Below are 26,854 nucleotides of genomic sequence, written 5' to 3' on the forward strand. Positions count from 1 at the left end.
GGTATCAGCTGACGGCGCCGTCGAGGCGCGCGGGGACGTGGTGTCGACCGATGGGGAGAACCAGCGGTCGACCGGTGAGCGGGTCGGGGATGACGCGGCTGTCGAGACCGAAGACCTCGTAGACCGTCTCCGCAGTCAGGACCTGCTCAGGAGCGCCGGAAGCATAGATCCGTCCGGCGGACATCGCGACCAGGTGGTCGGCGTAGCGTGCGGCCAGGTTGAGATCGTGGAGCACCATGACGATGGTGGTTCCGCGCGACCGGTTGAGGTCGGTCAGCAGGTCGAGCACATCGATCTGGTGGCTCACGTCGAGGAACGTCGTCGGCTCGTCGAGCAGGAGGACATCCGTCTGCTGGGCGAGGGCCATCGCGATCCAGACGCGCTGGCGCTGGCCGCCGGAGAGCTCATCGACGGGACGGTCCGCGATCGCGACGATGTCGGTCGCTTCGAGGGCTTCTGCCACGGCCTTGTCGTCCGCCGGCGTCCAGCGCGCGAGCGGCCCGTGGTGGGGAGTACGTCCGCGACTGACGAGGTCGGAGACGGCGATCCCCTCGGGAGCGATCGGCGACTGCGGCAGCAATCCGAGATCGCGGGCGACCTGCTTGGTCGGCATCCGGTGGATGTCCTTGCCGTCGAGGAGGACCTGACCTGCTCTGGGGGGGAGGAGGCGCGCCATCGCCTTGAGCAGTGTCGACTTGCCGCAGGCGTTCGCACCGACGATCGCTGTGACTTTGCCTGCGGAAACGGTGAGATCCAGCGTGTCGACGATCGTCCGGTCACCGTAGGCGAGCGAGATCCCCTCCGCGGTGAGGGTGCGGTGGGCGGTCATAGGGTGCCTCCCGAGCGGCTGCTGCGGATGAGAAGGAAGATGAGGTACGGCGCGCCGAGCACGCCGGTGACCACGCCGACGGGCAGTCGGAGACCGAGGAGATACTGTCCGACGAAGTCCGCGACGAGCACCAGGAGAGCGCCGAACAAGCCAGCGACGAGGACGGGGGATCCGACCGGTCCCAGCATCCGTGCCGCGATGGGGCCCGCCAGGAAGGCGACGAACGAGATGGGTCCTGCGGCCGCGGTCGCGAACGCCAGCAGGGTCACGGCGGCGATGATGAGCATGACGCGCCGACGCTCGACGGGGACTCCGAGCGCTGCGGCGGTGTCGTCGCCGAGTCGCATCAGCTCGAGGTCGCGCGACAGCCAGAGGATGACGGGGACTCCGATCACCACGGCGACGGCGAGAGGGACGGCCTCGTTCCAGGATGCGCCGTTGAGGTTGCCCGTGATCCAGCGCATCGCGGCCTGGAGGTCCCACTCCGCGGCCCGCGACAGGACGTACGCCACGACGCTGTTGAAGATCGCGGCGACGCCGATCCCGATGAGGATGAACCTCGCGCCCGCCCCGCCGTCCTTGAACGCCAGGAGGTAGATGGACAGGGCGGTGACCAGAGCACCCACCGTGGCGAGGATCGCGACCGGGGTCTGGTCGAGCGAGAGGAACACGATTCCGACGACGGCCGCGGCGCTGGCCCCCGCGTTGATTCCGATGATGTCGGGGCTGGCGAGCGGGTTGCGGAGCATGGTCTGGAACACCGCGCCGCCGATGCCGAAGCAGGCTCCCGCGAGCAGGCCGACCGTCGAACGGGGGAGTCGGAGCTCGCCGACCGTGAACGAGGCGCCGGGAACGAGCTGCCCGGTGATGACGCCCCAGACCTCGGCGGGGGAGTAGAAGCTCTGACCCACCATCAGCGAAACGAGGTAGGTGGCCGCGACGGCGATCACGAGAATGCTCGTGACGAGCACACGTCGACGCGCTCTGCGTGCTCGACCTCGCGAGACGAGGTCGAGCGTCGACTGCTGAACGGATGCCGCGGTCACAGTGCACGCATCTTCTGTCGACGCACGATGGCGATGAAGAACGGGGCGCCGATGAGCGCGGTGACCACACCGACCTCGACTTCCTGCGGCGGGGCGATCACACGACCGACGACGTCCGCGACGGTGAGGAGGCCGCCACCGACGAGCGCCGAGATAGGCAGGAGCCACCGGTGATCGGGGCCGACGAGAAGCCGGCAGACGTGCGGGACGATGAGGCCGACGAACCCGATGGGGCCGGCGACGGCGGTCGCCGCTCCGCAGAGGATGACGGCTCCGAGCGCGGCCAGGAGCCGCGCCGTCTGCACCCGCTCGCCGAGGCCCGCGGCGAGGTCGTCGCCGAGTGCCAGGGAGTTGAGGCCGCCGGCGGAAGCGAAGCAGATCGCTGCGCCGACGATGAGGAACGGGAGGACGAGGAGGATCTTGTCGGGGGATGCTCCGCCGACTCCGCCGATCTGCCAGAAACGGAAGACGCTCATGACGTCGATGCGGGGGAGCAGGATCGCGCTGATCAGCGAGGTGAAGGCGACCGCGGTCGCGGCGCCCGCCAGCGCGAGTTTCAGCGGGCTGGCGCCGCCCCGGCCGAGCGAACCCACCGTGTAGACGAACACGGCGGCGACGGCAGCGCCGAGCATGGCGAGCCAGATGTAACCGAAGGCATCCGTGATCCCGAAGAAGGCGAGCCCGACGACGACGGCGAGAGAGGCGCCGCCGTTGATCCCGAGGATCTGCGGGTCCGCGAGGGGGTTTCGCGTCACACCCTGCATGACGGTCCCTGCCACGGCGAGCGCCGCCCCGATGAGCAGGGCGAGGATCGTCCGCGGCACGCGCTTCGCGACGGCGGCGGCGGATGCCGTGTCGACGTTCCCGGACAACCCTGCCCAGATGTCGTTGATTTCCACGGATCTCGCCCCCAGCGTCACGGACAGGACTGCAGCCACAGCCACGAAGGCGATGAGTGCGACCAGCCAGATCACACGCCGACGCCGCGGTCGCCGTCGCAGGGACGGGACCGCGGTGGCGGCGGGAGCGAGAGTAGTGGACACGTCGATGGATCGGAAGGGCTCAGGAAGCCTTCTTCGCCGCCTCACCGAGCATCTTGACGAAGTCCGCGGTGTGGGGGTCGGTGATCGAGAGCGGGGTCGGGTTGGCTGCTGCCGCGAGCGGGTCGTTCACCGACGGCAGGACGACGACGGCCCCGTTCTTCACGGCGGGGATGCGGGACAGCAGCGGGTCCGCCTGCATGGCGGCCAGCGTCGAGTCGTCCCCGTACGTCACGAGCACCTGCAGGTCACTGAACCGCTCGATGTCCTCCGTGCTGTTGACGATCCAGAACTCCTTCGAGGTCTTCGACTGCTCCTCGACGGTCTTCGGGGGCACGGTGCCGAGATCCTTCAGGAACTTCGCGCGGGGGTCTTCGAGCGTGTAGAAGCCGATCTGGCTGAGGTTGCTCGGGTCGAAAGAGCTGAACATCGCCTTCTTGCCGGCGATCTCCGGGTACTTCGCCACCTCGTCGTCGAGGGTCTTCGTCAGCGTCGACACGAGGTCTTCCGCCTGCGTCTTCAGCCCCAGCGCGGTGCCGTTGGTGATCGTCATGTCCTGCCACGTGGTGCCCCACGCGACCTCCGGGTAGGCGACGACGGGCGCGATCTTGCTGAGCTTGTCGTAGTCCGCCTGGGTCAGCCCCGAGTACGCGGCGAGGATGACATCGGGTCGGGAGTCGGCGACTCCTTCGAAGTCGATGCCCTGCGCCTCGTCGAACAGCGTGGGCGTCTTGGCACCGAGCTCCGTGAGCTTGTCCTCCACCCAGGGCAGGACACCGTCGCCGTCGTCATCGCCCCACGTCACCTTGGGCATTCCCACCGGAACGACGCCCAGGGCGAGGGCTGCTTCCTGGTTGCCCCACGCCACCGTGGCGACGCGCTCGGGCTTCTTCGCGATGGTGGTCTTACCGAACGCGTTCTCGATGGTGACGGGGAATGCGTCGCCGGCAGCTGCAGACGATGAGCCACCACCCGCGGCCGGCGCGGCGTTGGTCGCGCACCCGGTCAGAACGAGGACGGATGCTGCGGCGAGGGCGAGGGCAGTGCGGATGCGAGGCACGGAGGTCTCCTGAGGGGAATGATTAGGGTCGCCTAACCTTACCCCGAGCCGGACGGCTCCGGAAACCAGAGGTCACCTGTCAGAGGCGACTCTCGGCGTCGTCCGCCGACCGAACGCTCGCACCGCTTGCCGGGCCGTGAGGGTGGGCAGGTACGCGCGGGCCAGTGCCAGTCCGATGGCGGGAAGTGCGAGCGAGTCCGCGTACACCAGGTGCAGTCGGCGGAACTCCGGCCGGAACTTCGTCTTGAACCGGAGGAGCGATCGGAAACCGTAGACAGGTTCCAGCGATCGGCTGAGAACCGCCAGGATGGCGCGCAAGGAGGCCGACTGGCCGTCCGGATCCACATCCACCGCGAGGGGAGCTCCCGACAGGCTGACGAAGTCGAGTCCGTCGTCGCCGGCCCGGAGGATCGTCCGCGCGATGAGGAACTCCATGACGCCGTTCATGCTGTCCGGTGCCCGGCGCATGAAATCGAGCGTCCACCCGCGCACCCGCCCGTCGCTGAAGCTGGGCAGCCAGCTCGTCACGGCGTGGACGCGTCCCTCAGCGTCGACGGCGACCATGAGCATGACGGCGTCGTCCAGCAGTTCGTCGATGCCGCCGAGCGTGAACCCCATCTCGGGGAGGTCCCGTTCAGCGACCCACATCTCTGAGATATCCCGGACCTGCGCGGCCTGGCGCGGTGCCAGATCGCCGAAGCGCACCCACGACGCAGACAGTCCCTCTTTCTCCGCACGATTGATGGCGGTACGGATGTCCTTCATCTTTCCGCCCTGCAACGACCAGCCCGCGGGATGGATGACCGTCTCCTCCGCGACGGCGATCGAGTTGTACCCCCGCTCGCTCAGCCCTGCGCGGAGCTCGTCCGTGACCGAATAGAAGGCGACCGTCCACCCGTGGTGGGCGCAGTGCCGTGCGAAGGCTTCCGCGACGGCGGCGCCCTCGCCCGTCGGAGCGATCGGGTCGCCGGTGGTGATGGCCACGTCGTTGATCACGCGGTACGCGACTGCGCCGCCGCCGGGTGCGAACCAGTACTCGTTCCCCTCCCACGTCGTCATCCACGACAGTGTGCTCGGCGACCCCGCTCGCAGCAGCGTCGAGATGCGGGCGAGAGCAGGACCTCGAGCCGTGTCGAGCGGGGACCCGCTCTGCATCCCGCGGTGCGCGATGACGATGAGGACGATCCAGAAGAGCGGACCGACCCACTGCGACGCGGCGATCGCCACAGGACCGGTCGCGATCATGTCCACCGGCTCGAAGGCCAGGAAACCGACCGGGATGAAGTGCTCCGGAAGATCGAGGATGAGGGCGCTCACCGACGCAGTCGGGGAGAACTGATCGCGGACGATCCACGCGACGACGAGGTAGGCGGTAGCGGTTCCGACGAACGCGAGCAATGCCAGCCCGACGAACTTCACGGCCACGCGTCCGGCGTCCCTCGTGGGGAAGAGCGGCCGAGCGACCATCAGCATGATCGCGATGCCCGCCGGAACCAGGGTGGCGACCAGATCGAAGGCGCCGAACTGCTCGGCGGCCGTCGACTGGAACCGTGTGTACTGGCCGGTCGCGACGAGAGGGAGGAATCCGTAGTAGACCGCCGCGATGACGGCCATCAGGATGTTGAGGCCGATCGCGAGGTAGAGCCCGACGCGGCGGCCGCGATGGATGCCGCGCGCGGCGAGCAGTAGGGCGACCAACGGAAGCAGGGTGACGAGCACAGCACCCGGTCCGTCCAGGCGGGTCAGCGCGACGGCATCCAGGCACTGACGGGTGACATCGCCCGTCTCGCAGCGCGCCGCCACGAACGTGGGATCGCGGAGCGGGTCGCGGAACAGCGAGCCCAGCGGGTTCAGGACGCCGATGCTGTGCGGCGCGAGGATCGATACCAGCGGACCGAGCGCCGTCACGGCGACGACCGCCGAGAGGAGCGTGCGCGCCTCGCGGCGGGTCGCGCGAGGCCGTTTGATCTCGGGGCGACGGTGAGTCAGCAGGAGACCGGCGAGGACGCCGGCGACGCCAGCGCCCAGCCGGTACTGGTCGGCCGGCGCGCCCGCGTACAGGACCAGCACCGACAGGACGGCGAACCCGATGATCCGCACCCGTCGGCGCAGGAGAGGACGGGCGAAGGCGCTCGCCGCCATCATGGTGCCGGCCACCGCGATCGTCGGGTCGAACACGTGATGCCCGCGGGTCGCCTGCGCGCCGTACAGGTTGGATGCGAGCCCGAGCGCCTGCGCGGACAGGCCAAGGGCTATCCCGAGCACCGTGACCGCGGCGAACACCGCGAGGGTGCGGACATGCCCCATCCGGCGTTCGCTCCACCCGATCCCGACGATCACCGCGAGAAGGGTGAGGAACAGGCCGCCGGGCTTCGGGACGAAGAAGACGGCGGTGAACACCGAGAGCCAGTCGTGGTTGAGCAGGACGGTGTCGAACCCGGTCGACGCGATCGCATCGAGCGTGCGGCGGAAGTCGCCGGCCGGCCGTGTGAAGCGGTAGACGCTGGCGAGGGTGACGACCGCGGCGATCGCCCAGGTGACGGGGACGGATCGGGCCAGGCGTGCTGCGCTGCGACCCGCGGTGCGGCACCGGTCGGTGAACGCGGATGCCGCGGGCTCCGCCGCCGTCATCGGTCGAGTCCCTGGTGATCGAATCCCCAGTGGTCGGCGATCAGGACCAGACCGCGCGAGAGGATCGCGCTCCAGGCATGGGAGTCGTGCGCCGTGTCCGGCACCTCGATGAAGTGGGTCTCCATGCTCGCCGCTCGCGCGTCCGAGACCAGGGTTCGGATACCCGGGCGGAAGCGGGTGTCCCGTGCGCCGACGCCGAAGACGGCGATCGTGTCGGCGTAGGGAGCGTGCGCAGCCATGATGGCCGATGGGGCGGCGGCCGCGAACGCGCCGGCGTCTCCGCCGAAGCCCTCCGCGATGGTCTTCTCGTCGGGTCCGAGGGACGGATGCAGCTGGCCGGAGGCGTCGAGGATCGCGTCGAAGAGCTCGGGGTGCTCCGCGCCGAGCTGGCTCGCGCACGTCCCGCCCTGCGAGAGACCGCCCACGCCCCACGAGCCGGCGGCGAGCGTGACCGGCAGGTGCGCGCGGATCCAGCGGGGCACGTCCACCGTCAGATAGGTCGCCGAGTTGCCGGCGCGCGTCGAGTCGATGCACAGGGGATTGGTGCCCGGCGAGCCGAGCTGGTCCGGCGACACGACGATCGGCGCCAGCCCGCGATGGGCAGCCGCATAGGCATCGAGATGGTCGCGGAGGTGATCGGTGAGGAGAGGGTCGGAGGGGGAGCCGGGCTGACCCGACATCACGATGAGGACAGGCAGGCGCGGGGGATGCCGCACCAGTGCCGCGGGGGGCAGGTAGACCACCGCCGGGCGGGCGACGAACCCGGACACCGTGGCGGGGATCTCGACGGAGGCGAGCCGGCCGCGCTCCGGCATCCCTTCCGGCTCCTGCCAGGACGCGATCGACGGTGCGTCCTCGCCGGCGGTGGCCAGGGGAGGCAACCCCTCGTCGATCGAGGTGATACCGAGGGAGCTGCCGATCGTCGGATACTGGCCGAAGTCGATGTTCACACCCATCGCGGCCGTCCCCACGAACAGAGCCGCGGCGGCGGCGCTCGAGATCGCCCGCGGCCAGGTCGGGCGCCAGAGCGATGCGAGGGCGACGCCGAGGGCGCCGGAGCACGCGATGACCCACCCGCGGACGACCGGCGTCAGGTCTGCGTCGAAGAGATCGAGGCGATCGGACAGCAGCCACGTGAGACCCCACCCGATCATCCCGCCGAGGAGCGCCGAGATGGCTGCCGTCGCGAGCCAGGGCCGCCGCCGCCAGCGGGCCGAGGGCCTTCGTGCCACCAACGTGACGAAGGAGGCAGCCGCCAGGAGGTAGACGAGGACCACGACGGGACCGTCGGTGATGTCGACGTCCAGCAGAACGTTCATGGAGCTCCTTACCCGCCCAGTCTGGTTCCGACGTCCGCCCAACCCGTCACGGACCGGGCACATCGCGGGGAGTTCATAGCTGCGCCATAGGAACGGAGTCCCGAGAGGACGAGCGTCGGGGGAGGGTGGCGGTCGTATACTGGGGGTTTGGCCACTCGGCCGCTTTCCCCCGAAGAACGGATGTCCGCTGTGCTCGCCGTGCACGATCTCGAGATCCGCGTCGGTGCACGCACGCTCATGTCGGACGTGTCGTTCCGCGTGTCGCCCGGCGACAAGATCGGTCTCGTCGGTCGCAACGGTGCAGGGAAGACGACGCTGACCAAGGTGCTCGCGGGTGACCTCATGCCGGCCGACGGCAGAGTGGACCGCACCGGTGAACTCGGCTACCTGCCGCAGGATCCGCGCACCGGGGACCCCGAGATGCTCGCCCGCACCCGCATCCTCGACGCCCGAGGGCTGGGTTCCCTCGTGATCGGTATGCGCGAGGCCGCCGAAGGCATGGCGTCGACGGATGCCGCTGTCGCCGACCGCGCCATGCGGAAGTACGGTTCGCTCACCGAGCGGTTCGAAGCCCTCGGCGGATACGCGGCGGAGGCCGAGGCGGCGTCGATCGCGCACAACCTCTCGCTCCCGGACCGCATCCTCGACCAGCCCCTCAAGACGCTGTCCGGCGGTCAGCGGCGCCGCATCGAACTCGCCCGCATCCTGTTCTCCGACGCGCAGACGATGATCCTCGACGAGCCGACGAACCACCTCGATGCCGACAGTGTCGTGTGGCTCCGCGAGTTCCTCAAGGGGTACAAGGGCGGGCTGATCGTGATCAGCCACGACATCGAACTCGTGGGCGAGACGGTCAACCGCGTGTTCTACCTCGACGCGATGCGCCAGGTCATCGACGTCTACAACATGAACTGGAAGAACTACCTCCGTCAGCGCGCCGCTGATGAGGAACGGCGTCGCAAAGAGCGCGCCAACGCCGAGAAGAAGGCCACTGCTCTCCAGCAGCAGGCCGCCCGGTTCGGCGCCAAGGCGAGCAAGGCCGCGGCCGCCCACCAGATGGTCGCCCGCGCCGAGAAGCTCCTGGCCGGCCTCGACGACGTCCGTCAGGACGACCGCGTCGCCAAGCTGCGGTTCCCCAAGCCCGCACCGTGCGGCAAGACGCCGCTCATGGCCAAGAATCTGTCGAAGTCGTACGGCTCGCTGGAGATCTTCGCCGGGGTCGACCTCGCGATCGACCGCGGGTCCCGCGTCGTCGTGCTGGGGCTGAACGGTGCCGGCAAGACGACCCTCCTGAGAATCCTCGCGGGCGTCGACAAGGCGGACACCGGCATCATCGAACCCGGCCACGGCCTGAAGATCGGGTACTACGCGCAGGAGCACGAGAACCTCGACGTCGGGCGGTCGGTCCTCGAGAACATGATGTCGGCCGCGCCGGACATCACCGCGACCGAGGCTCGCAAGGTACTCGGATCGTTCCTGTTCACCGGCGACGACGTCCTCAAGCCCGCGGGCGTCCTCTCCGGCGGCGAGAAGACGCGACTGTCGCTGGCGACGCTCGTCGTCTCGTCGGCCAACATGCTGCTGCTCGACGAGCCCACGAACAACCTCGATCCGGCATCCCGTGAGGAGATCCTCGGGGCGCTCGCGCACTACGAGGGTGCGGTCGTGCTCGTCTCGCACGACGAGGGCGCCGTCGAGGCGCTGAACCCCGAGCGCGTGCTCATCTTGCCCGACGGGGTCGAGGACATCTGGGGCCGCGACTACATCGACCTCATCACCCTGGCCTGACGCCTACCGACGGGCCCGACGCGGGTCAGCGGGCGTCGAGGAGTTCGTCCTCGGCTTCCATGTCGCGGTCGCGACGTCGCTGTGTCGGTCGGCGCGGCGGGGCATCCGGTCCGGCCTCCTCGTCCTCGCGTCGGTGACGGATCTCGGTGCGGATGATGTACCCGATGAAGGCGAATCCCATCACGGCGAACAGGATCCACTGGATCGCATAGGACAGGTACGGTCCCGGATCGGCCGACGGGTCCTCGAGCGGGTTCGGGCGGTCCGCGGGGGCGGGCGACTCGGTCGTCATGAGCACGTAGGCCGAGTCGAGGAGGGCGGAGGACTGTCCGGTCTCGGTTCCGATCAGCTGCAGATCGATCGTGGGGACTTGTCCCTCGGGAGCGGAACGTCCCTCGCGAGCGGGACGTTCGCCCGGTTGCAGGCGGCCGACGACCGTCACCTCACCCGTCGGCGGCGCCGGGATGCTGTCGGGCTCAGGCTGGTCGTCGCCGGGCGGCACCCAGCCGCGGTCGACCACGACGACGCGTCCCGAATCGGTGCGGAACGGCACCAGGACCTCGAAGGCGCTCGTCCCGCCGTGCGGGCGGTTGCGGGCGAGGAGGGTCTGATCGGTGAGGTATTGGCCGGTCATCTCGACGGGTCGCCACTCGTCGTCCGGGGCGAGCGAACTCCCGTCAGGGATCAGTTCTCCGACGGGGACCGGTTCGCGCGAATAGTTCTGCGCCACGAGCCTGAGTTCTGCGTCGCGCTCGGCGTTCCGGGAGAACTGCCAGTTGGACAGGAACGCGCAGGCGACGGCGAACACGATCGCCATCGCCAGGTATCCGCTCCAGCGGAGCGCGGTCTCGCGGTTCACGACGTCGGGGAGGGGGTCAGCGAGGCCACTTCGACGGGGAAGTTCCGTGACGCGAGGTAGTCGCGCAGGAACTCCACGTGGTCGGGACAGGCGACCCAGATCTTGCGGCGATCAGGGGAGTGGATGCGGGGATTGCGCCAGATGACCTGCCACTCGGCATCCGCCCGGCATCCCGCGCGCGAGCACTGCGCGGACGTCATCGGTCCTCCCGAGGCGGGCTCTCCTGGATGCGGATCACGCCGTCCGTCGGTTCTTCCGGGGGAGCGGGCCGGGTGGGCGTCGCTTCGATCTCGCGAGCGGGGCGTTCGGCGACGATGACCTCCTCGCCCGTCCCGACGTTCGCCACGACGACAGCCAGGTACGGAAGGACAGCGGCGCCGACGGCGAAGATCCAGGTCTGCCAGCCGTAGGGCGTGACGGTGACCATCAGGATGAAGCACGCCACGCGGACCGTCATCATGATGACGTAGCGACGGGTGCGGGAGCGGGCATCGACCTCGGGCGCCGTGGCGAGCGATGTCGCAGAGGGCGTGTGGTCGTGCTTGGTGCGGCGGGACGTGGGAGGGCTCCTCAGGAATACTGGCCGACGCTGGATGCCGTCGCAGCGAGCCCGATCACGACGACCAGCCAGATCACGAGCAGCAGCAGCCAGAAGCCGGCGCCGATCCAGCCCAGGATGGTGCCCCACAGCGCCATGCCGCGCCCGTTCTCACCGGACGTCTTGAGCTGCTTGAGTGCCATGTGGCCGGTGATGATGCCGGGGATCGAGGCGAGGAACGGGATGATCGTCAGGCCGACGATCGATGCCACGAGCGAGATGATCGCCAGCACGTTCGTCGGACGGGCCGGCGCGACCGCGTAGCCGTAACCCGGCTGCCCGTACGCGGGCTGGCCATAAGGCTGTCCCTGGTACTGCTGACCCTGGTACTGCGGCTGACCGTAGGCCGGGGCGGCCGTGGGCTGCGGGTGGCCGTAGGGGGACGCCTGCGGATATGCGGGCGGTGCGTACGGCGGCGCCGCGGGCAAGGAGGCGTCCGGTGCGGGCGGGGTCGGCGGCACGTCCGGGTGCTGCGGCGAGGTGTTCGTGGCGTCGGTCACGGCCGTCTCCTTCAGGCGAGTTGCCCCCAGCCTACCGCTCGGCCGCGCCGCTAGGCTGGTGCGGTTCACCCGGTCTGGAGCAAGGAGAAGCATGACCCGCGAGCGCGTCGTCCTGGTCACTGGAGGCAACCGCGGCATCGGCCGCGCGATCGCCGAGCGGTTCGTCGCGGAGGGGTTCGCCGTCGCGGTCACCGCGCGCTCCGGAGAGGGGCCCGAAGGCACACTGACGGTCCGTGCGGACGTCACCGACGCCGCCTCGCTGGATGCCGCCTACACCGAGGTCGAGCAGAAGCTGGGGCCCGTCGAGGTGGTCGTCGCGAATGCCGGCATCACGAAGGACACCCTGCTGCTCCGCATGACCGAGGACGACTTCGACTCGGTCGTCTCGACCAACCTGGGCGGCGCCTTCCGCGTCGTCAAGCGTGCCGCGAAGGGCATGCTGCGGGCCAAGTGGGGTCGCGTCATTCTCATCTCCTCGGTCGTCGGCCTCTACGGCTCCGCCGGGCAGATCAACTACTCGTCTTCGAAGAGCGCCCTCGTCGGCTTCGCCCGTTCGCTCACCCGCGAGCTGGGTTCGCGGGGCATCACCGCGAACGTCGTCGCCCCCGGGTTCATCGAGACGGACATGACGGCGGCGCTCCCCGACGAGACGCAGGCCGACTACAAGAAGAGCATCCCGGCGGGCCGATTCGGTGCCGCCGACGAGGTCGCTGCGGCCGTCGTGTGGCTGGCGTCGGACGACGCGGCGTACATCTCCGGCGCCGTCATCCCCGTCGACGGTGGTCTCGGCATGGGGCACTGACCCGCGTCAGCGCACCGCGTCGACGATCCGCCGCGACAGTTCGGCCGGCGCCGAGAACTGCGGCCAGTGTCCGGTGCCGAGCCGGACGATCTCGGCGTCCTCGATCGCGGCGAACTCCGCGGCGAAATCGCCCCACGCCGTGACGACCCGACGGAACGTCTCATCGTCCATGGATCCCATGAGCATCGTCACCGGCACGCGGTGACGCTCGGTGCCCTCCATCACGACGGGGTCGGTCGGCACGCGTCGGGGGACGGATGCCGCCATCGGCGCCGTGCGGGCGCGTGTCTGCTCGTCGAGGTCCGCGGTGTCCTCGGCGTCGAAGAAGTCCCACCCCGGAAAGGGGATCACCCCGTCCACGACGGGGAACTCCGAGATCTCGGCTCCGGGTGGGGGAGGCGTCGTGTCGACCAGGACGACCCGCCGGATGCGGTCGGCGCGCTGCTCGGCGGCGGCCCATGCGACGTTGCCGCCTCCGCTGTGGCCCACGAGGACCAAGGGTCCGTCGATGCTGTCGACCTCGGCGACGACCGCGTCGACCCAGTCGGCGAGGCCGATGTCGGACTCGGGGGCGCCCACGCCCGGGAGGGTCAGCGGATGCGGCGTGTGCCCCGCGTCGCGGAGGGCGGGGACGACGTCGTCCCAGGAGGAGGCTGTCAGCCAGAGGCCGGGGATCAGGATGATGTCCATGTCGGCAGGGTAAGCCGCGCCCCCGACATCCCGCACGGGGTCAGGGGAGCAGGGGGATGAGTTCCGCCAGATCGACCCGCCCGGCGACGAGGTCGGCGCGCAGGCGTACGGCGGGTTTCGCGTTGAAGGCGATGCCGAGGCCGGCGGCATCCATCATCATGAGGTCGTTCGCCCCGTCACCCACCGCGATCGTCGCGGACGGGTGCACACCGTAGGCGTCCGCCCATTCGCGCAGCGCCGAGGCCTTCGCCGCGGCGTCGACGATGTCGCCGTCGACGGAGCCGGTGAGGATGCCGTCGCCCACCGCGAGGCGGTTCGCCCGCCACACGTCGACACCGAGGTCAGGAGCGACCGTGTCGAGGATCTCGTGGAAACCGCCCGAGACGACCGCGGCGACGCCGCCGCGCTCATGGATCGCCGCGATCAGCTCGCGGACGCCCGGGGTGGGCTCGATACGGGAGAGCACTCGCTCGAACGACGCGATCGGGACGCCCGCGAGTTCGCCCACGCGCGAGCGCAGGCTCGTCGCGAAGTCGACCTCGCCCCGCATCGCCGCTTCGGTCGCCGCGGCGACCTCGGCGCCGCGGCCGGCTTCATCGGCGATGAGCTCGATGACCTCGTTGCGGATGATCGTGGAGTCGGCGTCGAACACGACGAGGAACCGGGCGTCAGGCACCCGACCACGCTATCGGCTCCGACGCCGTCGCGACGTCCGTCAGGACGGGATGCGGATGTTCTTGCCGACGACGGTGAGTCCGCTGTCGGTGACGGTGAACCCGCGGGAGAGGTCGAGCTCCCGGTCCACGCCCACCGTCGCACCCGGCTCGAGGACGACGTTCTTGTCGAGGATCGCGCGGTGCACGCGGGCGCCGGCGCCGACACTCACGTGGTCGAAGAGGACCGAGTCGGTGATGGTCGATCCGCCGCCCGACAGGGTCCAGGGACCGAGGACGCTCCGCTCGAGGTGTGTTCCCGACAGGACGCATCCGAGCGACACGATCGAGTCGATCGCGTTCCCGATGCGGCCCACCCCGTCGCGGACGAACTTCGCGGGCGGGGAGTTGACCGACTGCGAGCGGATGGGCCAATCCATGTTGTAGAGGTTGAAGATCGGCAGCGCGGAGATCAGATCCATGTGCGCGTCGAAGAAGGAATCGATCGTGCCCACGTCGCGCCAGTAGTCGCGGTCGCGGTCGGTGGACCCCGGCACGTCGTTGCGCTTGAAGTCGTAGACCGCCGCCTCGCCGCGCGAGACGAAGTAGGGGATGATGTCGCCGCCCATGTCGTGGTTGGACGTGGGCAGTTCGCCGTCCGCTTCGACGGCCTCGATGAGGGCGTCGGTGTCGAAGATGTAGTTGCCCATCGACGCGAGCACCTCGCCCGGGTTGTCGGGGAGGCCCGCGGGATTCTGGGGCTTCTCGAGGAAGTCTCGGATCGTGATGCCGTCTGCGGGATCGACGTCGATGACGCCGAACTGGTTCGCGAGGCCGATCGGCTGGCGGATGCCGGCGACCGAAGCGCGGGCTCCCGACGCGATGTGCGCGTCGATCATCTGCTGGAAGTCCATGCGGTAGACGTGGTCGGCGCCGATGACCGCGACGATGTCGGGCTTCTCGTCGTGGATGAGGTTCAGCGACTGCAGGATGGCGTCGGCGGAGCCGGAGAACCACCGCTTCCCCAAACGCTGTTGTGCGGGCACGGACGTGACATACGACCCCAGCAGCGCCGACATGCGCCACGTCTGCGAGACGTGGCGGTCGAGGCTGTGCGACTTGTACTGCGTCAGGACGACGATCTGACGGAGCTCCGAGTTGATGAGGTTGGAGATCGCGAAGTCGATGAGACGGTACTGCCCGCCGAAGGGGACGGCGGGTTTCGCGCGATCCTGGGTGAGCGGCATGAGGCGCTTGCCCTCGCCACCGGCGAGGACGATACCGAGGACCTTGGGTGATGCTGGCATGTGCTCACACTAAGGCGATTTGCAACGGGCAAGCGAGGACTTTGGCGCGTGTTCCGCGTGGCCTAGAGTTCGGTCCATGCGCGTCGACATCGTCACGAAGGAGTACCCGCCGGAGATCTACGGCGGTGCGGGGGTCCACGTCACCGAACTCGTCTCGGCGCTGCGATCGCGTATGGAGGTTCAGGTCCGCGCGTTCGGCGCTCCGCGCGACGAGCCGGACACCACCTCGTACGCGGTCCCCGAGGGACTCATCGAGGCCAACGCCGCGGTGCAGACGCTCGGCACCGATCTCGAGATCGTCGGCGACGTCGCCGGCGCCGACGTCGTGCACAGTCACACCTGGTACGCCAACTTCGCCGGATTCCTGGCCTCGAAGCTGCACGGTATCCCTCACATCGTCACCGCCCACTCGCTCGAGCCCCTGCGTCCGTGGAAGGCCGAGCAGCTCGGCGGCGGGTACGCCGTCTCGAGCTTCGTGGAGCGCACCGCCTACGAGAACGCCGCCGCCGTGGTCGCCGTGAGCGACGGGATGCGGCGCGACATCCTGCGGAGCTACCCCGCCCTCGACCCGGCCAAGGTGCGGGTCATCTACAACGGGATCGACGTCGAGGCCTGGCAGCCCCGCGAGGATCCGGAGCTCCTGTCGCGCTGGGATATCGACCCGTCGCGGCCGTCGGTCGTCTTCGTCGGCCGCATCACACGTCAGAAGGGCCTGCCGTACTTCCTGCGGGCGGCGGAGCTCCTGCCGCCCGAGGTGCAGCTCGTCCTCTGCGCCGGCGCTCCCGACACCCCGGAGATCATGGCGGAGGTCCAGGGTCTGGTCCGGAAGCTCCAGGAGACGCGCGACGGTGTCGTGTGGATCGAGGAGTTCCTGCCGCGGCCGGATCTCTGCGCCATTCTGACCTCGGCCACCACGTTCGTCTGCCCGTCGATCTACGAGCCCCTCGGCATCGTCAACCTTGAGGCGATGGCGTGCGGCGCCGCAGTCGTCGGGACGGCGACCGGCGGCATCCCGGAGGTCGTCATCGACGGCGTCACGGGGCGCCTCGTCCCGATCGACCAGGTCGAGGACGGCACGGGAACACCGGTCGATCCCGATCGTTTCGTCGCCGACCTGGCCGCGACGCTGACCGAGGTCGTGTCCGACCCCGAGAAGGCCCGCGCCTACGGCCGGGCCGGTCGCGAGCGGGCGGCATCCGACTTCAGCTGGGAAGCGATCGCGGATGCCACGGCGGAACTGTACCGAGAGGTCGCCACGACCGGCCGGGGCTCAGCCGGTCGATAGGCTGGGAGCATGCCTCAGGTGCTCGAACTCGCCGACGTCGTCGTCCGCCGCAATGCCCGCAACATCGTCGACGGGATCGACTGGACCGTCGACGCGGATCAGCGGTGGGTCGTCCTCGGCCCCAACGGTGCCGGCAAGACCACGGTGCTCCAGCTCGCCGCGACCCTCGCCCACCCGAGTTCGGGCACGGTCACCGTCCTCGACGAGGTCCTCGGGCGCACTGACGTGTTCGACCTCCGCCCCCGGATCGGGTTCGCCTCGTCGGCCATGGCCAAGCGGGTGCCGCAGGACGAGACGGTCCTCGACGTCGTCCTGACCGCTGCCTACGCCGTGGTCGGACGCTGGCGCGAGGACTACGAGGCGATCGACGAGCGTCGTGCGCGACGGGTCCTCGGGGAGTGGGGTCTCGCCGACCTGGCCGACCGCACCTTCGGCACCCTCTCGGACGGGGAGCAGAAGCGCGTCCAGATCGCGCGCGCCGTCATGACCGACCCAGAGCTCCTCCTGCTCGACGAGCCCACAGCGAGCCTCGACCTCGGCGCCCGCGAAGAGCTCCTGAGCCTGCTGAGCGGGTATGCGAAGGAGGAGTCGACGCCCGCGATGATCATGGTCACGCACCACGTCGAGGAGATCCCCGTCGGCTTCACGCACGTCCTCCTGCTGCGCGACGGCGCCGCGGTCGCCCAGGGACCGATCGCGGAGACCCTGACGGCGGAGAACCTGACGGCGACCTTCGGGATGCCGATCACGCTGACGTCGGAGGACGGCCGGTTCGCCGCGCGCGCGGCATCCTGATAGAATCTTGCGTTGGCGCGTTCGCGCTGCAGACTTTCACCCGCTCCTGGCAAAATCCAGGGCACTTCGTGAGGAACCCAATGAAGACTGACATCCACCCCGAGTACCGCGCCGTCGTTTTCCGCGACCTCGGCTCCGGCGAGACCTTCCTGACCCGTTCGACGGTCTCGAGCGACAAGACGATCGAGCTGGACGGCGAGACCTACCCGGTCATCGACGTCGAGATCTCGTCCGCTTCGCACCCGTTCTACACGGGCAAGCAGCGCATCATGGACTCGGCCGGTCGCGTCGAGAAGTTCAACCAGCGCTTCAAGAACTTCGGCAGCAAGTAAGCAGCCGTCCTCGAAGGCCCCGCTCCGGCGGGGCCTTCGTCGTTTCCGGATGCGGCCCGGTCAGCGGATCGGCCAGCTGCCGTCCACGTCGGCGTCGAGTCGGCCGATGCGGACGAAGTACTCGGTGAGGCTCTCGGCCTGCGCACGCGCCCAGGCCACCTGCTGCGTGTGGAGGTCGTGAGCCGAGACATCGAGGTCGAAGCGCGCGGCGATCGCCTGCGCGACGCGGCCCGCGGCGATCGCATCGGCCGCGGCGTCGTGCGCCCCTTCGAGGGCGACGAAGTAGTGCGCGGCGACGACCTCGAGCGTGCGCTTGCCGCGGCGGTACCGGTCGTAGGTCTTGTCGACGACGAGCGGGTCGATGACCGGCGACGGTGACTCGATCGGCGCGACACCGTGACGGATGCCCTCGTATTTGAGCAGCGAGAAGTCGAAGGGCGCGTTGTAGGCGACGACCGGGATGCCGGCGGCGAACAGGTCGCGCAGCGTGGCGGTCACCTCGGCGACGACCTCCGCGGCAGGGCGGCCCTCGGTGCGGGCCCGCTCGGTCGTGATGCCGTGGACCGCCGTCGCCCCTGCGGGGATCTCGACCCCGGGGTCTGCGAGCCAGGTGCGCGCGTCGATCACGGCGCCGGAAGCGTCGAGCACGCCGACGTGGGCGCTGACGATCCGGTCGGAGCGGACGTCGATACCGGTCGTCTCGAGGTCGAAGACGCCCAGCGGGCCCGCACACGGACCCGGCGAGACGGATTCGGTGGGGACCTCGGCGACCACGACGGACTCGACCGTGGCGGGCTCGGGGCGGGCGATCGCGGAGGCGACCTCAGCAGGAGCGGCCTCGTCCCACGTGTCGTCATCCCACAGCGGAAGTTCGTGCCAAGCGCCCATGCTCCGACGCTACGGTCGACCGCGGACATCGGGTCGGACGACGCGCCGCCGGGCAGGAGGCGGATCGCCCCCTCGTAGACTCAACGGGTGACTGCCGTGAATCCGTACGCCGAGCGCCTCGCGGCCGTCCCCGTCGAGCGACACGAGGTGACCGTCGCGGGTACTCCGACGGCGTACTGGGTCTACGGACCGGCGGATGCCGAGACCACGATCCTCGCGGTCCACGGCTTCCGCGGCGACCACCACGGTCTCGAACCGATCGTGGCGCAGCTCGACGGCATCCGCGTGATCTCGCCGGACCTCCCCGGCTTCGGTGAGACCCCGGCGTTCGCGGGCCGGCATGATCTCGACGCCTACGCGTCGTGGCTGACCGCCTTCGCCGACGAGGTCGCACCCGGGGCGGTCGTCCTCGGGCACTCCTTCGGCTCGATCGTCTCGTCGGCGGCCGTTGCACGCGGGCTCGCGACGCCGCGACTGATCCTCGTGAACCCCATCGGGGCGCCCGCGCTCGAGGGGCCCCGCGGCATCCTCACGCGCCTCGCGATCTTCTACTACTGGGCCGGCGCGCGGCTGCCCCGGCCGCTCGGCGACGCGCTGCTGCGCAACCGTGTCATCGTGCGGGTGACGAGCGTCGCGATGGCCAAGACGCGGGACCGTGGCCTCCGCGCCTTCATCCACGACCAGCACGACACCTACTTCTCGCGGTTCGCCGACCGCGACACCCTGCACGAGGCGTTCGTCACCTCGGTGTCGCACGACGTGCGCGAAGCCGCCGGGCGCATCGACGTCCCGACGCTCCTCATCGCGGCCGAGAACGACGACATCACGCCGCTGTCGGCCCAGTTCGAGCTGCAGCAGATGTTCCGGGATGCCGACCTCGTCGTCATCCCCCAGGTGGGGCACCTGATCCACTACGAGACGCCGCGGGCTGCGGCATCCGCCATCACGCGCTTTCTTCGGCCTTACGCCGACGGTACGCGTTGACGTTCATGCGGTTGCCGCAGTTGCCGGTGTCGCAGTAGCGCTTCGAGCCGTTCTTCGAGTAATCGATGTAGACGGCCTCGCAGTCGTCAGCTGAGCAGACGCGCACGCGGTCGAACTCGTCGGAACGGATGACGTCGACGAAGGCCATGGCCACCTCGACGGTGATGCGGGTGGCGAGCGGTGCGGCGTCGTCGGTGGCGTGGATGTGCCAGTCGTAGCCGTCGTGGATGACGAGCTGGGGGAGCGCCCGGCCGTCACGGAGCATGGCATTGACGATCGGCACCGCGGCGACGCGGTCGCCGGTCCAGAGCTGACGCAGTTGCGACCGAGCGGAGCGGAGTTGGTCCAGCTCGACATCGTCGCGGCGGATCGCTCCCGTGTACGGATACTCCTGCAGGAACTCGGTCATGTCGTCGAGGTTCGCGAGTCTGTCCACCCCCTCGCCGTCGATCTCGGGGAGGGAGTTCACGAGCGCGGTCGCCGCGCGCAACGCATTTTCCGTGTCATGGATGAACATGGTGTTGACTCCTGACGCGTGCCATCGCTAGTGTCACCAGTGTAATGACACTTAGGTCATGACGAATCGATCTCGCCCCTGAGGACAGCAGATGACTCGCACGATGTCCGTCCGGCCTTCCGCGCTTCCGGCGCGCGGCACGGTGCCGCCGAGCGGGCTGGTCCTGGCCGTCGTCAGCGCGCTGACGTTCTCGGTCAGCGGTCCCATCGCCAAGCCGCTGCTCGAGGGCGGGTGGTCGCTCGCGGCCGTGCTCGCCATCCGGATGGGGGTGGCCGGCCTCGTGCTCTCGCCCGGGCTCATCCGGACGCTCGTCCGACGGCGCGACTTCCTCCGCGTGCACTGGCTCTCGCTCGTCGCCTTCGGGCTGATCCCCGTGGTCGGCTGCCAGATCTTCTACTTCTCCGCCCTGCAGCGGATGCCGGTGGGCATCGCCCTGCTGATCCAGTACCTCGCGCCCGTCATGCTCGTCCTCTTCGTGTGGGCGCGGACCCGCCGTGCTCCCTCGCGCGTCGTGATCGTGGGTTCCGTCGTCGCGATGACCGGCCTCGTCCTCGTGGTGGACATCGCCGGCGCGCGTTTCGACCTGCTGGGCACCGTGTTCGCGCTCCTCGCAGCGGTGTGCGCCTGCGTCTACTTCGTGATGAGCGAGCGGACCGGCGACGATCTGCCGCCGCTGTCGCTCGCCGCGGGCGGGCTGCTCATCGGCACGGTGACGATCCTGCTGCTCGCGGCCGTCGGCATCCTGCCCCTCTCGGCGTCGGCCGCTGCCGTGGACGTGCTGGGGGCGACCGTCTCGCCGCTCGTCCCGCTCGTGCTCGTGGGACTGTGCACCGCGACCGGGTACGCGCTCGGCATCATGGCCGTTCCCCGTATCGGGTCGCGGTTGGCGTCGTTCGTCGGGCTCTCGGAAGTGCTGTTCGCGCTGAGCTTCGCATGGCTGCTGCTGGGGGAGGCGCCGGCAGGCGTGCAGTTCGCGGGCGGTGCGCTCATCCTCGCGGGCGTGATCCTCGTCCGCCTCGAGGAGCGCGCGCCCGCGGATGTCAGTTCCCCCGCCGAGCCGCTGCCAGGAGAGGTCGCACCCGGTATCCGATGACCTCGCCCATCGCGAGCGACGTCTCGGTGCGTTCGACGCCGTCGATCGCGAGGATGCGAGCGTCGATGTCGAAGAGGTGCTGCGTGTCACGCGCTGCGACGCGGACCAGGAGGTCGACCGGTCCGCTCATGCCGTGGCACTGCACGACCTCGGGAATCTCCTGCAACTCCGCCGTGATGCGCGGCAGATCCGCCTGACGCACCTGCACGTGAAGGATCGCGTCGATCGCGTATCCGAGCGCGGCGGGGGACATGGCCCGTTCGTAGGAGAGGAAGACACCGGAGCGTTCGAGCTTCGCCATGCGCGCCTGAACGGTGTTCCGCGAGAGCCCCAAGCGCTCCGCGAGCGCGACCACAGTGGCCCGGTGATCTTCGGCGAGGGCGTTCAACAGCTCGAGATCCACGTGGTCGAGGGCGCTCATAGTGCCACACCATAGCAGGGGCCACGTTGGCTGCTTACGCATCCTGCTCAATGTTCCGCTCGATGCTTGAGCGAGGTGCGATGTCGGCTTAGTGTCGCATCATCCGGCGACGAAGCCGGTGTTCTGCGCCGGTCGCCCGTCCACAAGACGCGCGTCCGCGATCAGAGAGGGACGATGATGACCGACACTCTGACCCCCGCCGCCGCACTGGCGAGCGATACCGAGGATGTGGCCCGCCTGCTCGACCACGAGGGGTGCCGCGTGCGCGACGAGCGGCTGGACCCGTGGGCCGCCGACGTCGATGCCCCCATGCTCCGCCAGGTGTACCGCGACATGTTCCTCTCACGCCGGCTCGACGCCGAGGGCGTCGCCCTTCAGAGGCAAGGGCATCTGGGCCTGTGGGCGCCGGCGCAGGGTCAGGAGGCCGTCCAGGTCGGTACCGCGTGGGCGTGCCACGACGACGACTTCCTCTTCCCGAGCTACCGCGAGATCGGCATCGAGGTCGTCCGCGGCGTGCAGCCGAAGGACTTCGTGATGGTCTGGCACGGTGCGCAGCACGCGAGCTGGAACCCGTTCGACGTGCACGTCGCGAACCCGCAGATCATCATCGGGGCGCAGAGCCTGCACGCCGTCGGCTACGCCATGGGCATCCAGCGCGACGGCGGCGACCAGGTCGCGGTGGCCTACTTCGGGGACGGGGCGACGAGTCAGGGCGATGTCAACGAGGCGATGATCTTCGCGGCCTCGTACGGCGTCCCCGTCGTCTTCGTCTGCTCCAACAACCAGTGGGCGATCTCCGAGCCCGTGCAGTTGCAGTCGCGGACGCCGATCTCCCACCGCGCGCCGGGCTTCGGCATCCCGAGCCTGCGTGTCGACGGCAACGACGTCCTCGCCTGCATCGCCGCGATGCGCTGGGCCGCCGACCACGCCCGCAGCGGCCGCGGTCCCGCCTACCTCGAGGCCGTCACCTACCGCGTCGGCCCCCACACGACCTCGGACGATCCGACCCGCTACCGCGACGCCGACGAGGTAGCGCACTGGAAGGCCCGCGATCCGCTGGCCCGCGTCGAGTCGTACCTGCGTTCGCTCGGTGCGTTCGACGACGCCTTCGCCCAGACGTTGACCGCGGATGCCGACCGTTTCACCGCGGCGATGCGCAGCGCCGTCGTGGGTGCCGGGGCTCCCGAGCCCCTGCGGGTGTTCGACCAGGTGTACGCCGAACCGCACAGCGGGCTCGACGAGCAGCGCGCCCGCTTCGCCGTGTACCTCGACGGCTTCTCGGGCGGAGGCGCACGATGACCGAGATGACGATGGGCAAGGCCCTCACCGCCGCCATGCGCCGTGCGCTCGCCGAGGACGACAAGACCCTCGTCATGGGGGAGGACATCGGCCGCCTCGGTGGTGTGTTCCGCATAACGGACGGTCTGCAGTCCGAATTCGGTCCGCGCCGGGTCGTCGACACCCCGCTCGCCGAGTCGGGGATCGTCGGGACCGCCGTGGGGCTCGCGTTCCGGGGGTTCCGCCCGATCGTGGAGATCCAGTTCGATGGCTTCGTCTACCCCGCTTTCGACCAGATCGTCAGTCAGGTCGCGAAGCTCCACTACCGGACGCAGGGCCGCGTGAAGATGCCGATCACGATCCGCATCCCGTGGGCGGGCGGGGTCGGCGCGGCCGAGCACCACTCCGAGTCGCCCGAGGCGTACTTCGTGCACACGGCCGGCCTCCGTGTCGTCGCGGTGTCGAACCCGCAGGACGCGTACACGATGCTCCGTCAGGCGATCGCGAGCGACGACCCCGTCGTCTTCTTCGAACCGAAGCGGCTGTACCACGCCAAGGGCGAGGTCGACCTCGACGCCGACATCGCCGACGCCGCCCCGATGGGCCTCGCGCGGGTGGTCCGCGAAGGCACGGACGTCACCGTCGTGACCTACGGCGCCCAGGTGACGACGGCGCTGGATGCCGCGCTCGCCGCCGAGGACGAGGGGATCTCCCTCGAGGTCATCGACCTCCGGTCGCTGTCGCCCGTGGACTACGGCACGGTCGCGGCATCCGTCCGGCGGACCGGGCGGGTCGTGGTCACGCACGAGGCGGCCCGTGAGGCGGGCGTCGGCGCGGAGGTGATCGCGAGCATCACCGAGAAGTGCTTCCACTACCTCGAAGCGCCGCCGCTGCGGGTGACGGGCCACGACATCCCCTATCCGCCGGCGAAGCTCGAGCAGCATCACCTGCCCGACCTCGACCGCATCCTGGATGCCGTCGACCGGGTGCTGGGCCGCCCCTCGGGCGTTCCGGAGGTGACCGCGTGATCACCGAGTTCCGTCTTCCCGACCTCGGCGAGGGACTGCGCGAAGCAGAGATCGTGCAGTGGCACGTCGCCCCCGGCGACGAGGTCGCTCTCAATCAGACGATCGCCGAGGTCGAGACCGCCAAGGCGGTCGTCGAGTTGCCGTCGCCGTTCGCCGGCACGGTCTTCGCCATCCACCACGCCGAGGGGGATGTCGTCCCGGTCGGCGAGGTGCTGATCGCGTTCGACATCGCCGGGGCAGTCGATGCACCTGAGCCGAAGCGCGAGCCGAACCTCGTCGGCTACGGGGCCGCGCCGCGTAGCGACGCGCGCCCGCAGCGGCGTGCGCGGGCAGGGGCAGGCGGAGAGGTCGTCGACCTGGCCGTCCGCGAAGCGGCCCCGCACGACGCGATCGAGACCGCCCCTGCCGAGCGCGAGCCGCGCGAGCGTCCCCGGTCCACCCCGCCGGTGCGCAAACTCGCCCGCGACCTCGGGGTCGATCTCGATCTCGTGGCGGCGCAGGGAGTCGACGGCATCATCACGCGCGAGGACGTGGAGTCCTATGCGGCACGGAATCCCGCGGAGTCTGCGGCGGTGGCCCCGGCATCCGCCGCCCCTGTCGCGCCGATGGCGACCTCGCCCGTGGATGAGCGGATCCCGATCCGCGGCGTCCGCAAGCACACCGCCGACGCGATGGTGCGCTCCGCGTTCACGGCCCCGCACGCGGCGACGTTCCTGACGGTCGACGTGACGGCATCCGTCGCCTTCGTGGCGGGACTGCGCGCCGACCGGCGCTACGCCGACGCCCGCATCGGGATCATGGCGGTCGCCGCGAAGGCCGTGTGCCTCGCCCTCCGCCGGACCCCCGAGCTCAACGCGACCTGGGACGAGGCGGCCGGCGAGATCGTCCGATACGGGCGGGTGAACCTCGGCATCGCCGCAGCGACCGACCGCGGGCTCGTCGTTCCGTCGGTGAAGGATGCCGGTGCGCTGTCGCTCGTCGACCTCGCCCAGTCGATCCGCACCCTCGCCGACACGGCGCGGGCGGGCAAGGCGACGCCCGCCGATCTGTCGGGCGGGACCTTCTCGATCACGAACTACGGGGTGTTCGGCGTCGATGCCGGGACACCCATCCTCGTCCCGGGGGAGGCCGGCATCCTCGGCCTCGGCGCCGTGCAGCGCCGTCCGTGGGAGTACGAGGGAGGCGTCGCCCTGCGCGACGTCATGACACTGAGTCTGTCGTTCGACCACCGGCTGGTGGACGGGGCCGAAGCGGCCCGGTTCCTCACCGACGTGGCCGACGTGTTGCGTGAGCCGGGAAGGGCGATGGTGTTCGCATGAGTCTGCCGATGACGGGATACGACCTCACGGAGGAGCAGGTCGAGCTGGCCGGGCTCGTCCGCTCGTTCGCCGACGAGGTGGTCGCGCCGGTCTCGTACGAGGCCGACCGCACCAAGACGCTGCCGATGGACGTCATCGCGCAGATGGGCGACATGGGACTGTTCGGGTTGCCGTTCCCCGACGAGGTCGGCGGCCAGGGCGGTGACTACGTCACCTTGGGGCTCGCGATCGAGGCGCTCGCCCGCGTGGACCAGTCGATCGCGATCACGCTCGAGGCGGGGGTGAGTCTCGGCGCCATGCCGATCTTCCGCTTCGGGACCGACGCGCAGCGCGAGGAGTACCTGCCCGACCTGCTGGCCGGGCGCGCGCTCGCCGGCTTCGGGCTGACCGAGCCGGAGGCGGGATCGGATGCCGGGGCCACCCGCACGACGGCGCGCCTCGACGGCGCCGACTGGGTGATCGACGGCGCGAAGCAGTTCATCACCAACTCGGGCACCCCCATCACCCGCTTCGTGACGGTCACCGCCGTGACGAGCGAGCCGGGCGCCGCGGCGCGCGAGATCTCGACGATCATCGTTCCGCACGGCACGCCGGGGTTCACCGTCGGTCCCGCATACGACAAGGTCGGCTGGCACGCGAGCGACACGCATCCGCTCGTCTTCACGGGCGCGCGGGTGCCCGAGGAGAACATCCTCGGGCAGCGCGGGCGCGGGTTCGCGAACTTCCTCCACATCCTCGACGAGGGCCGCATCGCGATCGCGGCACTCGCCACCGGGGCGGCGGAGGGATGCCTCGAGGCGGCCGTCGACTACGCGAAGAGCCGTGTCGTGTTCGGCGAGACGCTGGGAACGCGCCAGAGCATCCAGTTCATGCTCGCGCGCATGCAGCAGCGCGTCCACGTGTCCCGTCTCGCCTGGTTGCACGCGGCACGCCTGCGCGACGCGGGGCGCCCGTTCAAGACCGAGGCGGCCATCGCGAAGCTCACCTCGAGCGATGCGGCGATGGACAACGCCCGCGACGCGACGCAGATCTTCGGCGGCAACGGGTTCATCAACGAGTACCCCGTTGCGCGGCACTTCCGCGACTCGAAGATCCTGGAGGTGGGGGAGGGGACGACCGAGGTGCAGCTGCTCCTCATCGCCCGATCGCTCGGCCTCGCCTGAACCCGGCGAACGTGTCAGACGGGTAGTGCTGACGAGGTCAGGAGCGACAGCCAGTCGTCCTCGACGCGAAAGGTGTGCGCAGATCCGTTGGCGAGCTTGTGGCCCGGCTCGGGGTACTCGCCCGAGGTCGCGTGGGAGATCACGGTGCGGATGAGCGCGCCGTGGGCCACCGCGATGACGTGCGGCTCGTCGGGCGCGACCAGCGCTCGGGCATCGGCGACCGCTTCCTGGATCCCGCGCAGTGCTCGGGTCGTGACCTCCGGCCAGGGCTCGGCGCCCGGGACCTCCGCGGTCGCCCAGGGCCCCCAGCGGTCGAAGAACTCGGTGTCGGTGAGTCCCTCGGCATCCCCGTAGCCACGCTCCTGAAGTGCGGGGTACGTGCGCGGTTCGGGCAGGTCGAGGATGCCGGCGATGATGCGCGCGGTCTCGTTGGCCCGTGACAGGTCGCTCGAGACGATGACGGTCGGTGTGGACCGGTCGAGTGCATCCGCGAGGGCGATCCCCGCGGCGCGGGCCTGCTCCCGGCCGGTGTCGTTCAGGGGGATGTCGGTCGACCCCTGGATCCGGCGGGCGCGGTTCCAGTCGGTCTCGCCGTGGCGCACGAGGGTGAGAAGGGTCACCGGACGAGC

28 protein-coding genes are annotated in these 26,854 nt (G+C 69.8%); 11 read left to right on the plus strand and 17 right to left on the minus strand.

Features of this window, described 5'->3' with window-relative positions; translation table 11 throughout:
- Positions 1–4 precede the first annotated feature (4 nt).
- From BLR68_RS11465 to BLR68_RS11490, 6 genes are all read right to left on the minus strand, one after another.
- Complete coding sequence (locus BLR68_RS11465) at positions 5–829, minus strand: ABC transporter ATP-binding protein (protein ID WP_018186522.1); 825 nt, start codon at positions 827–829, stop codon at positions 5–7.
- Entirely contained in the window at positions 826–1,875 is a 1,050-nt protein-coding gene (locus BLR68_RS11470) for a FecCD family ABC transporter permease (protein WP_018186523.1), read from the minus strand. The genes BLR68_RS11465 and BLR68_RS11470 overlap by 4 nt, the downstream gene beginning before the upstream one ends.
- Positions 1,872–2,918: a FecCD family ABC transporter permease gene (locus BLR68_RS11475; RefSeq protein ID WP_026302831.1), complete on the minus strand. Its 1,047-nt coding sequence runs from the start codon at positions 2,916–2,918 to the stop codon at positions 1,872–1,874. The genes BLR68_RS11470 and BLR68_RS11475 overlap by 4 nt, the downstream gene beginning before the upstream one ends.
- A 19-nt stretch (positions 2,919–2,937) precedes the next feature.
- A complete protein-coding gene (locus BLR68_RS11480) occupies positions 2,938–3,975 on the minus strand; it encodes an iron-siderophore ABC transporter substrate-binding protein (RefSeq protein ID WP_018186525.1) in 1,038 nt (345 codons plus the stop codon).
- Between the two features lie 72 nt (positions 3,976–4,047).
- A complete protein-coding gene (locus BLR68_RS11485; protein WP_018186526.1) occupies positions 4,048–6,606 on the minus strand; it encodes a bifunctional lysylphosphatidylglycerol flippase/synthetase MprF in 2,559 nt (852 codons plus the stop codon).
- A complete protein-coding gene (locus BLR68_RS11490; RefSeq protein ID WP_018186527.1) occupies positions 6,603–7,925 on the minus strand; it encodes an alpha/beta hydrolase in 1,323 nt (440 codons plus the stop codon). Before BLR68_RS11490 ends, BLR68_RS11485 begins: the two co-directional genes overlap by 4 nt.
- Before the next feature lie 189 nt (positions 7,926–8,114).
- Between BLR68_RS11490 and BLR68_RS11495 the strand changes: the two genes are divergently transcribed.
- A complete protein-coding gene (locus BLR68_RS11495; protein WP_026302832.1) occupies positions 8,115–9,713 on the plus strand; it encodes an ABC-F family ATP-binding cassette domain-containing protein in 1,599 nt (532 codons plus the stop codon).
- A gap of 25 nt (positions 9,714–9,738) precedes the next feature.
- Here BLR68_RS11495 and BLR68_RS11500 read toward each other — a convergent pair whose 3' ends face one another.
- The 4 genes from BLR68_RS11500 to BLR68_RS11515 are packed head-to-tail and all read right to left on the minus strand — an operon-like array spanning position 9,739 to position 11,670.
- Entirely contained in the window at positions 9,739–10,572 is an 834-nt protein-coding gene (locus tag BLR68_RS11500; protein WP_018186529.1) for an SURF1 family cytochrome oxidase biogenesis protein, read from the minus strand.
- The gene (locus BLR68_RS11505; RefSeq protein ID WP_018186530.1) at positions 10,569–10,772 is read right to left on the minus strand and encodes a hypothetical protein; all 204 of its coding nucleotides are present in this window, start codon (positions 10,770–10,772) and stop codon (positions 10,569–10,571) included. Before BLR68_RS11505 ends, BLR68_RS11500 begins: the two co-directional genes overlap by 4 nt.
- Positions 10,769–11,260, minus strand: coding sequence for a DUF3099 domain-containing protein (locus tag BLR68_RS11510; RefSeq protein ID WP_256335381.1), 492 nt, complete (start codon positions 11,258–11,260; stop codon positions 10,769–10,771). The genes BLR68_RS11505 and BLR68_RS11510 overlap by 4 nt, the downstream gene beginning before the upstream one ends.
- Positions 11,143–11,670, minus strand: coding sequence for a DUF4190 domain-containing protein (locus BLR68_RS11515; RefSeq protein ID WP_018186532.1), 528 nt, complete (start codon positions 11,668–11,670; stop codon positions 11,143–11,145). The genes BLR68_RS11510 and BLR68_RS11515 overlap by 118 nt, the downstream gene beginning before the upstream one ends.
- Positions 11,671–11,761: 91 nt before the next feature.
- Between BLR68_RS11515 and fabG the strand changes: the two genes are divergently transcribed.
- Entirely contained in the window at positions 11,762–12,472 is a 711-nt protein-coding gene (gene fabG, locus BLR68_RS11520) for a 3-oxoacyl-ACP reductase FabG (protein WP_018186533.1), read from the plus strand.
- Between the two features lie 6 nt (positions 12,473–12,478).
- On the opposite strand, the gene BLR68_RS11525 is transcribed toward fabG, so the two are convergent.
- From BLR68_RS11525 to glgC, 3 genes are read right to left on the minus strand one after another with little or no spacing between them, the layout of a single operon-like run.
- Positions 12,479–13,162 carry an alpha/beta fold hydrolase gene (locus BLR68_RS11525; RefSeq protein WP_018186534.1) on the minus strand — a complete coding sequence of 228 codons (684 nt, stop codon included), beginning with the start codon at positions 13,160–13,162 and terminating at the stop codon, positions 12,479–12,481.
- A 40-nt stretch (positions 13,163–13,202) separates the two neighbouring features.
- A complete protein-coding gene (gene serB, locus BLR68_RS11530; protein ID WP_018186535.1) occupies positions 13,203–13,838 on the minus strand; it encodes a phosphoserine phosphatase SerB in 636 nt (211 codons plus the stop codon).
- Positions 13,839–13,877: 39 nt separating this feature from the next.
- The gene (gene glgC, locus BLR68_RS11535) at positions 13,878–15,122 is read right to left on the minus strand and encodes a glucose-1-phosphate adenylyltransferase (protein WP_018186536.1); all 1,245 of its coding nucleotides are present in this window, start codon (positions 15,120–15,122) and stop codon (positions 13,878–13,880) included.
- Between the two features lie 76 nt (positions 15,123–15,198).
- Between glgC and glgA the strand changes: the two genes are divergently transcribed.
- The 3 genes from glgA (at position 15,199) to BLR68_RS11550 (ending at position 17,534) form a co-directional block, all read left to right on the plus strand.
- Positions 15,199–16,407 carry a glycogen synthase gene (gene glgA, locus BLR68_RS11540; protein WP_018186537.1) on the plus strand — a complete coding sequence of 403 codons (1,209 nt, stop codon included), beginning with the start codon at positions 15,199–15,201 and terminating at the stop codon, positions 16,405–16,407.
- Between the two features lie 9 nt (positions 16,408–16,416).
- Complete coding sequence (locus tag BLR68_RS11545; RefSeq protein ID WP_018186538.1) at positions 16,417–17,202, plus strand: ABC transporter ATP-binding protein; 786 nt, start codon at positions 16,417–16,419, stop codon at positions 17,200–17,202.
- 80 nt (positions 17,203–17,282) lie between these two features.
- Entirely contained in the window at positions 17,283–17,534 is a 252-nt protein-coding gene (locus BLR68_RS11550; RefSeq protein ID WP_018186539.1) for a type B 50S ribosomal protein L31, read from the plus strand.
- A 60-nt stretch (positions 17,535–17,594) separates the two neighbouring features.
- Here BLR68_RS11550 and BLR68_RS11555 read toward each other — a convergent pair whose 3' ends face one another.
- On the minus strand, positions 17,595–18,422 hold the full coding sequence (locus tag BLR68_RS11555; protein ID WP_018186540.1) for an exonuclease domain-containing protein: 828 nt from the start codon (positions 18,420–18,422) through the stop codon (positions 17,595–17,597).
- Positions 18,423–18,509: 87 nt separating this feature from the next.
- Between BLR68_RS11555 and BLR68_RS11560 the strand changes: the two genes are divergently transcribed.
- The gene (locus BLR68_RS11560) at positions 18,510–19,406 is read left to right on the plus strand and encodes an alpha/beta fold hydrolase (RefSeq protein ID WP_018186541.1); all 897 of its coding nucleotides are present in this window, start codon (positions 18,510–18,512) and stop codon (positions 19,404–19,406) included.
- Here BLR68_RS11560 and BLR68_RS11565 read toward each other — a convergent pair.
- A complete protein-coding gene (locus BLR68_RS11565; RefSeq protein ID WP_018186542.1) occupies positions 19,366–19,923 on the minus strand; it encodes a CGNR zinc finger domain-containing protein in 558 nt (185 codons plus the stop codon). The genes BLR68_RS11560 and BLR68_RS11565 overlap by 41 nt on opposite strands.
- Before the next feature lie 91 nt (positions 19,924–20,014).
- On the opposite strand from BLR68_RS11565, the gene BLR68_RS11570 reads away from it, so the two are divergent.
- On the plus strand, positions 20,015–21,016 hold the full coding sequence (locus tag BLR68_RS11570; RefSeq protein ID WP_018186543.1) for an EamA family transporter: 1,002 nt from the start codon (positions 20,015–20,017) through the stop codon (positions 21,014–21,016).
- Here BLR68_RS11570 and BLR68_RS11575 read toward each other — a convergent pair.
- Entirely contained in the window at positions 20,964–21,437 is a 474-nt protein-coding gene (locus BLR68_RS11575; RefSeq protein ID WP_018186544.1) for an Lrp/AsnC family transcriptional regulator, read from the minus strand. The two genes, BLR68_RS11570 and BLR68_RS11575, sit on opposite strands and share 53 nt — an antisense overlap.
- 177 nt (positions 21,438–21,614) lie before the next feature.
- On the opposite strand from BLR68_RS11575, the gene pdhA reads away from it, so the two are divergent.
- From pdhA to BLR68_RS11595, 4 genes are read left to right on the plus strand one after another with little or no spacing between them, the layout of a single operon-like run.
- On the plus strand, positions 21,615–22,736 hold the full coding sequence (pdhA, locus tag BLR68_RS11580; RefSeq protein ID WP_018186545.1) for a pyruvate dehydrogenase (acetyl-transferring) E1 component subunit alpha: 1,122 nt from the start codon (positions 21,615–21,617) through the stop codon (positions 22,734–22,736).
- Positions 22,733–23,743, plus strand: a complete 1,011-nt coding sequence (locus BLR68_RS11585; RefSeq protein ID WP_018186546.1) for an alpha-ketoacid dehydrogenase subunit beta — start codon at positions 22,733–22,735, stop codon at positions 23,741–23,743. Before pdhA ends, BLR68_RS11585 begins: the two co-directional genes overlap by 4 nt.
- Positions 23,740–25,062, plus strand: coding sequence for a dihydrolipoamide acetyltransferase family protein (locus BLR68_RS11590; RefSeq protein ID WP_018186547.1), 1,323 nt, complete (start codon positions 23,740–23,742; stop codon positions 25,060–25,062). The genes BLR68_RS11585 and BLR68_RS11590 overlap by 4 nt, the downstream gene beginning before the upstream one ends.
- 8 nt (positions 25,063–25,070) lie before the next feature.
- Complete coding sequence (locus BLR68_RS11595; protein WP_018186548.1) at positions 25,071–26,225, plus strand: acyl-CoA dehydrogenase family protein; 1,155 nt, start codon at positions 25,071–25,073, stop codon at positions 26,223–26,225.
- Between the two features lie 14 nt (positions 26,226–26,239).
- On the opposite strand, the gene BLR68_RS11600 is transcribed toward BLR68_RS11595, so the two are convergent.
- Positions 26,240–26,845 (minus strand): histidine phosphatase family protein, encoded by a 606-nt coding sequence (locus BLR68_RS11600; protein WP_018186549.1) that lies wholly within the window; start codon positions 26,843–26,845, stop codon positions 26,240–26,242.
- Positions 26,846–26,854: the final 9 nt, after the last annotated feature.

This window comes from Microbacterium sp. 77mftsu3.1 (assembly GCF_900100525.1).
GTDB classification, from domain to species: Bacteria; Actinomycetota; Actinomycetes; order Actinomycetales; family Microbacteriaceae; genus Microbacterium; species Microbacterium aquilitoris.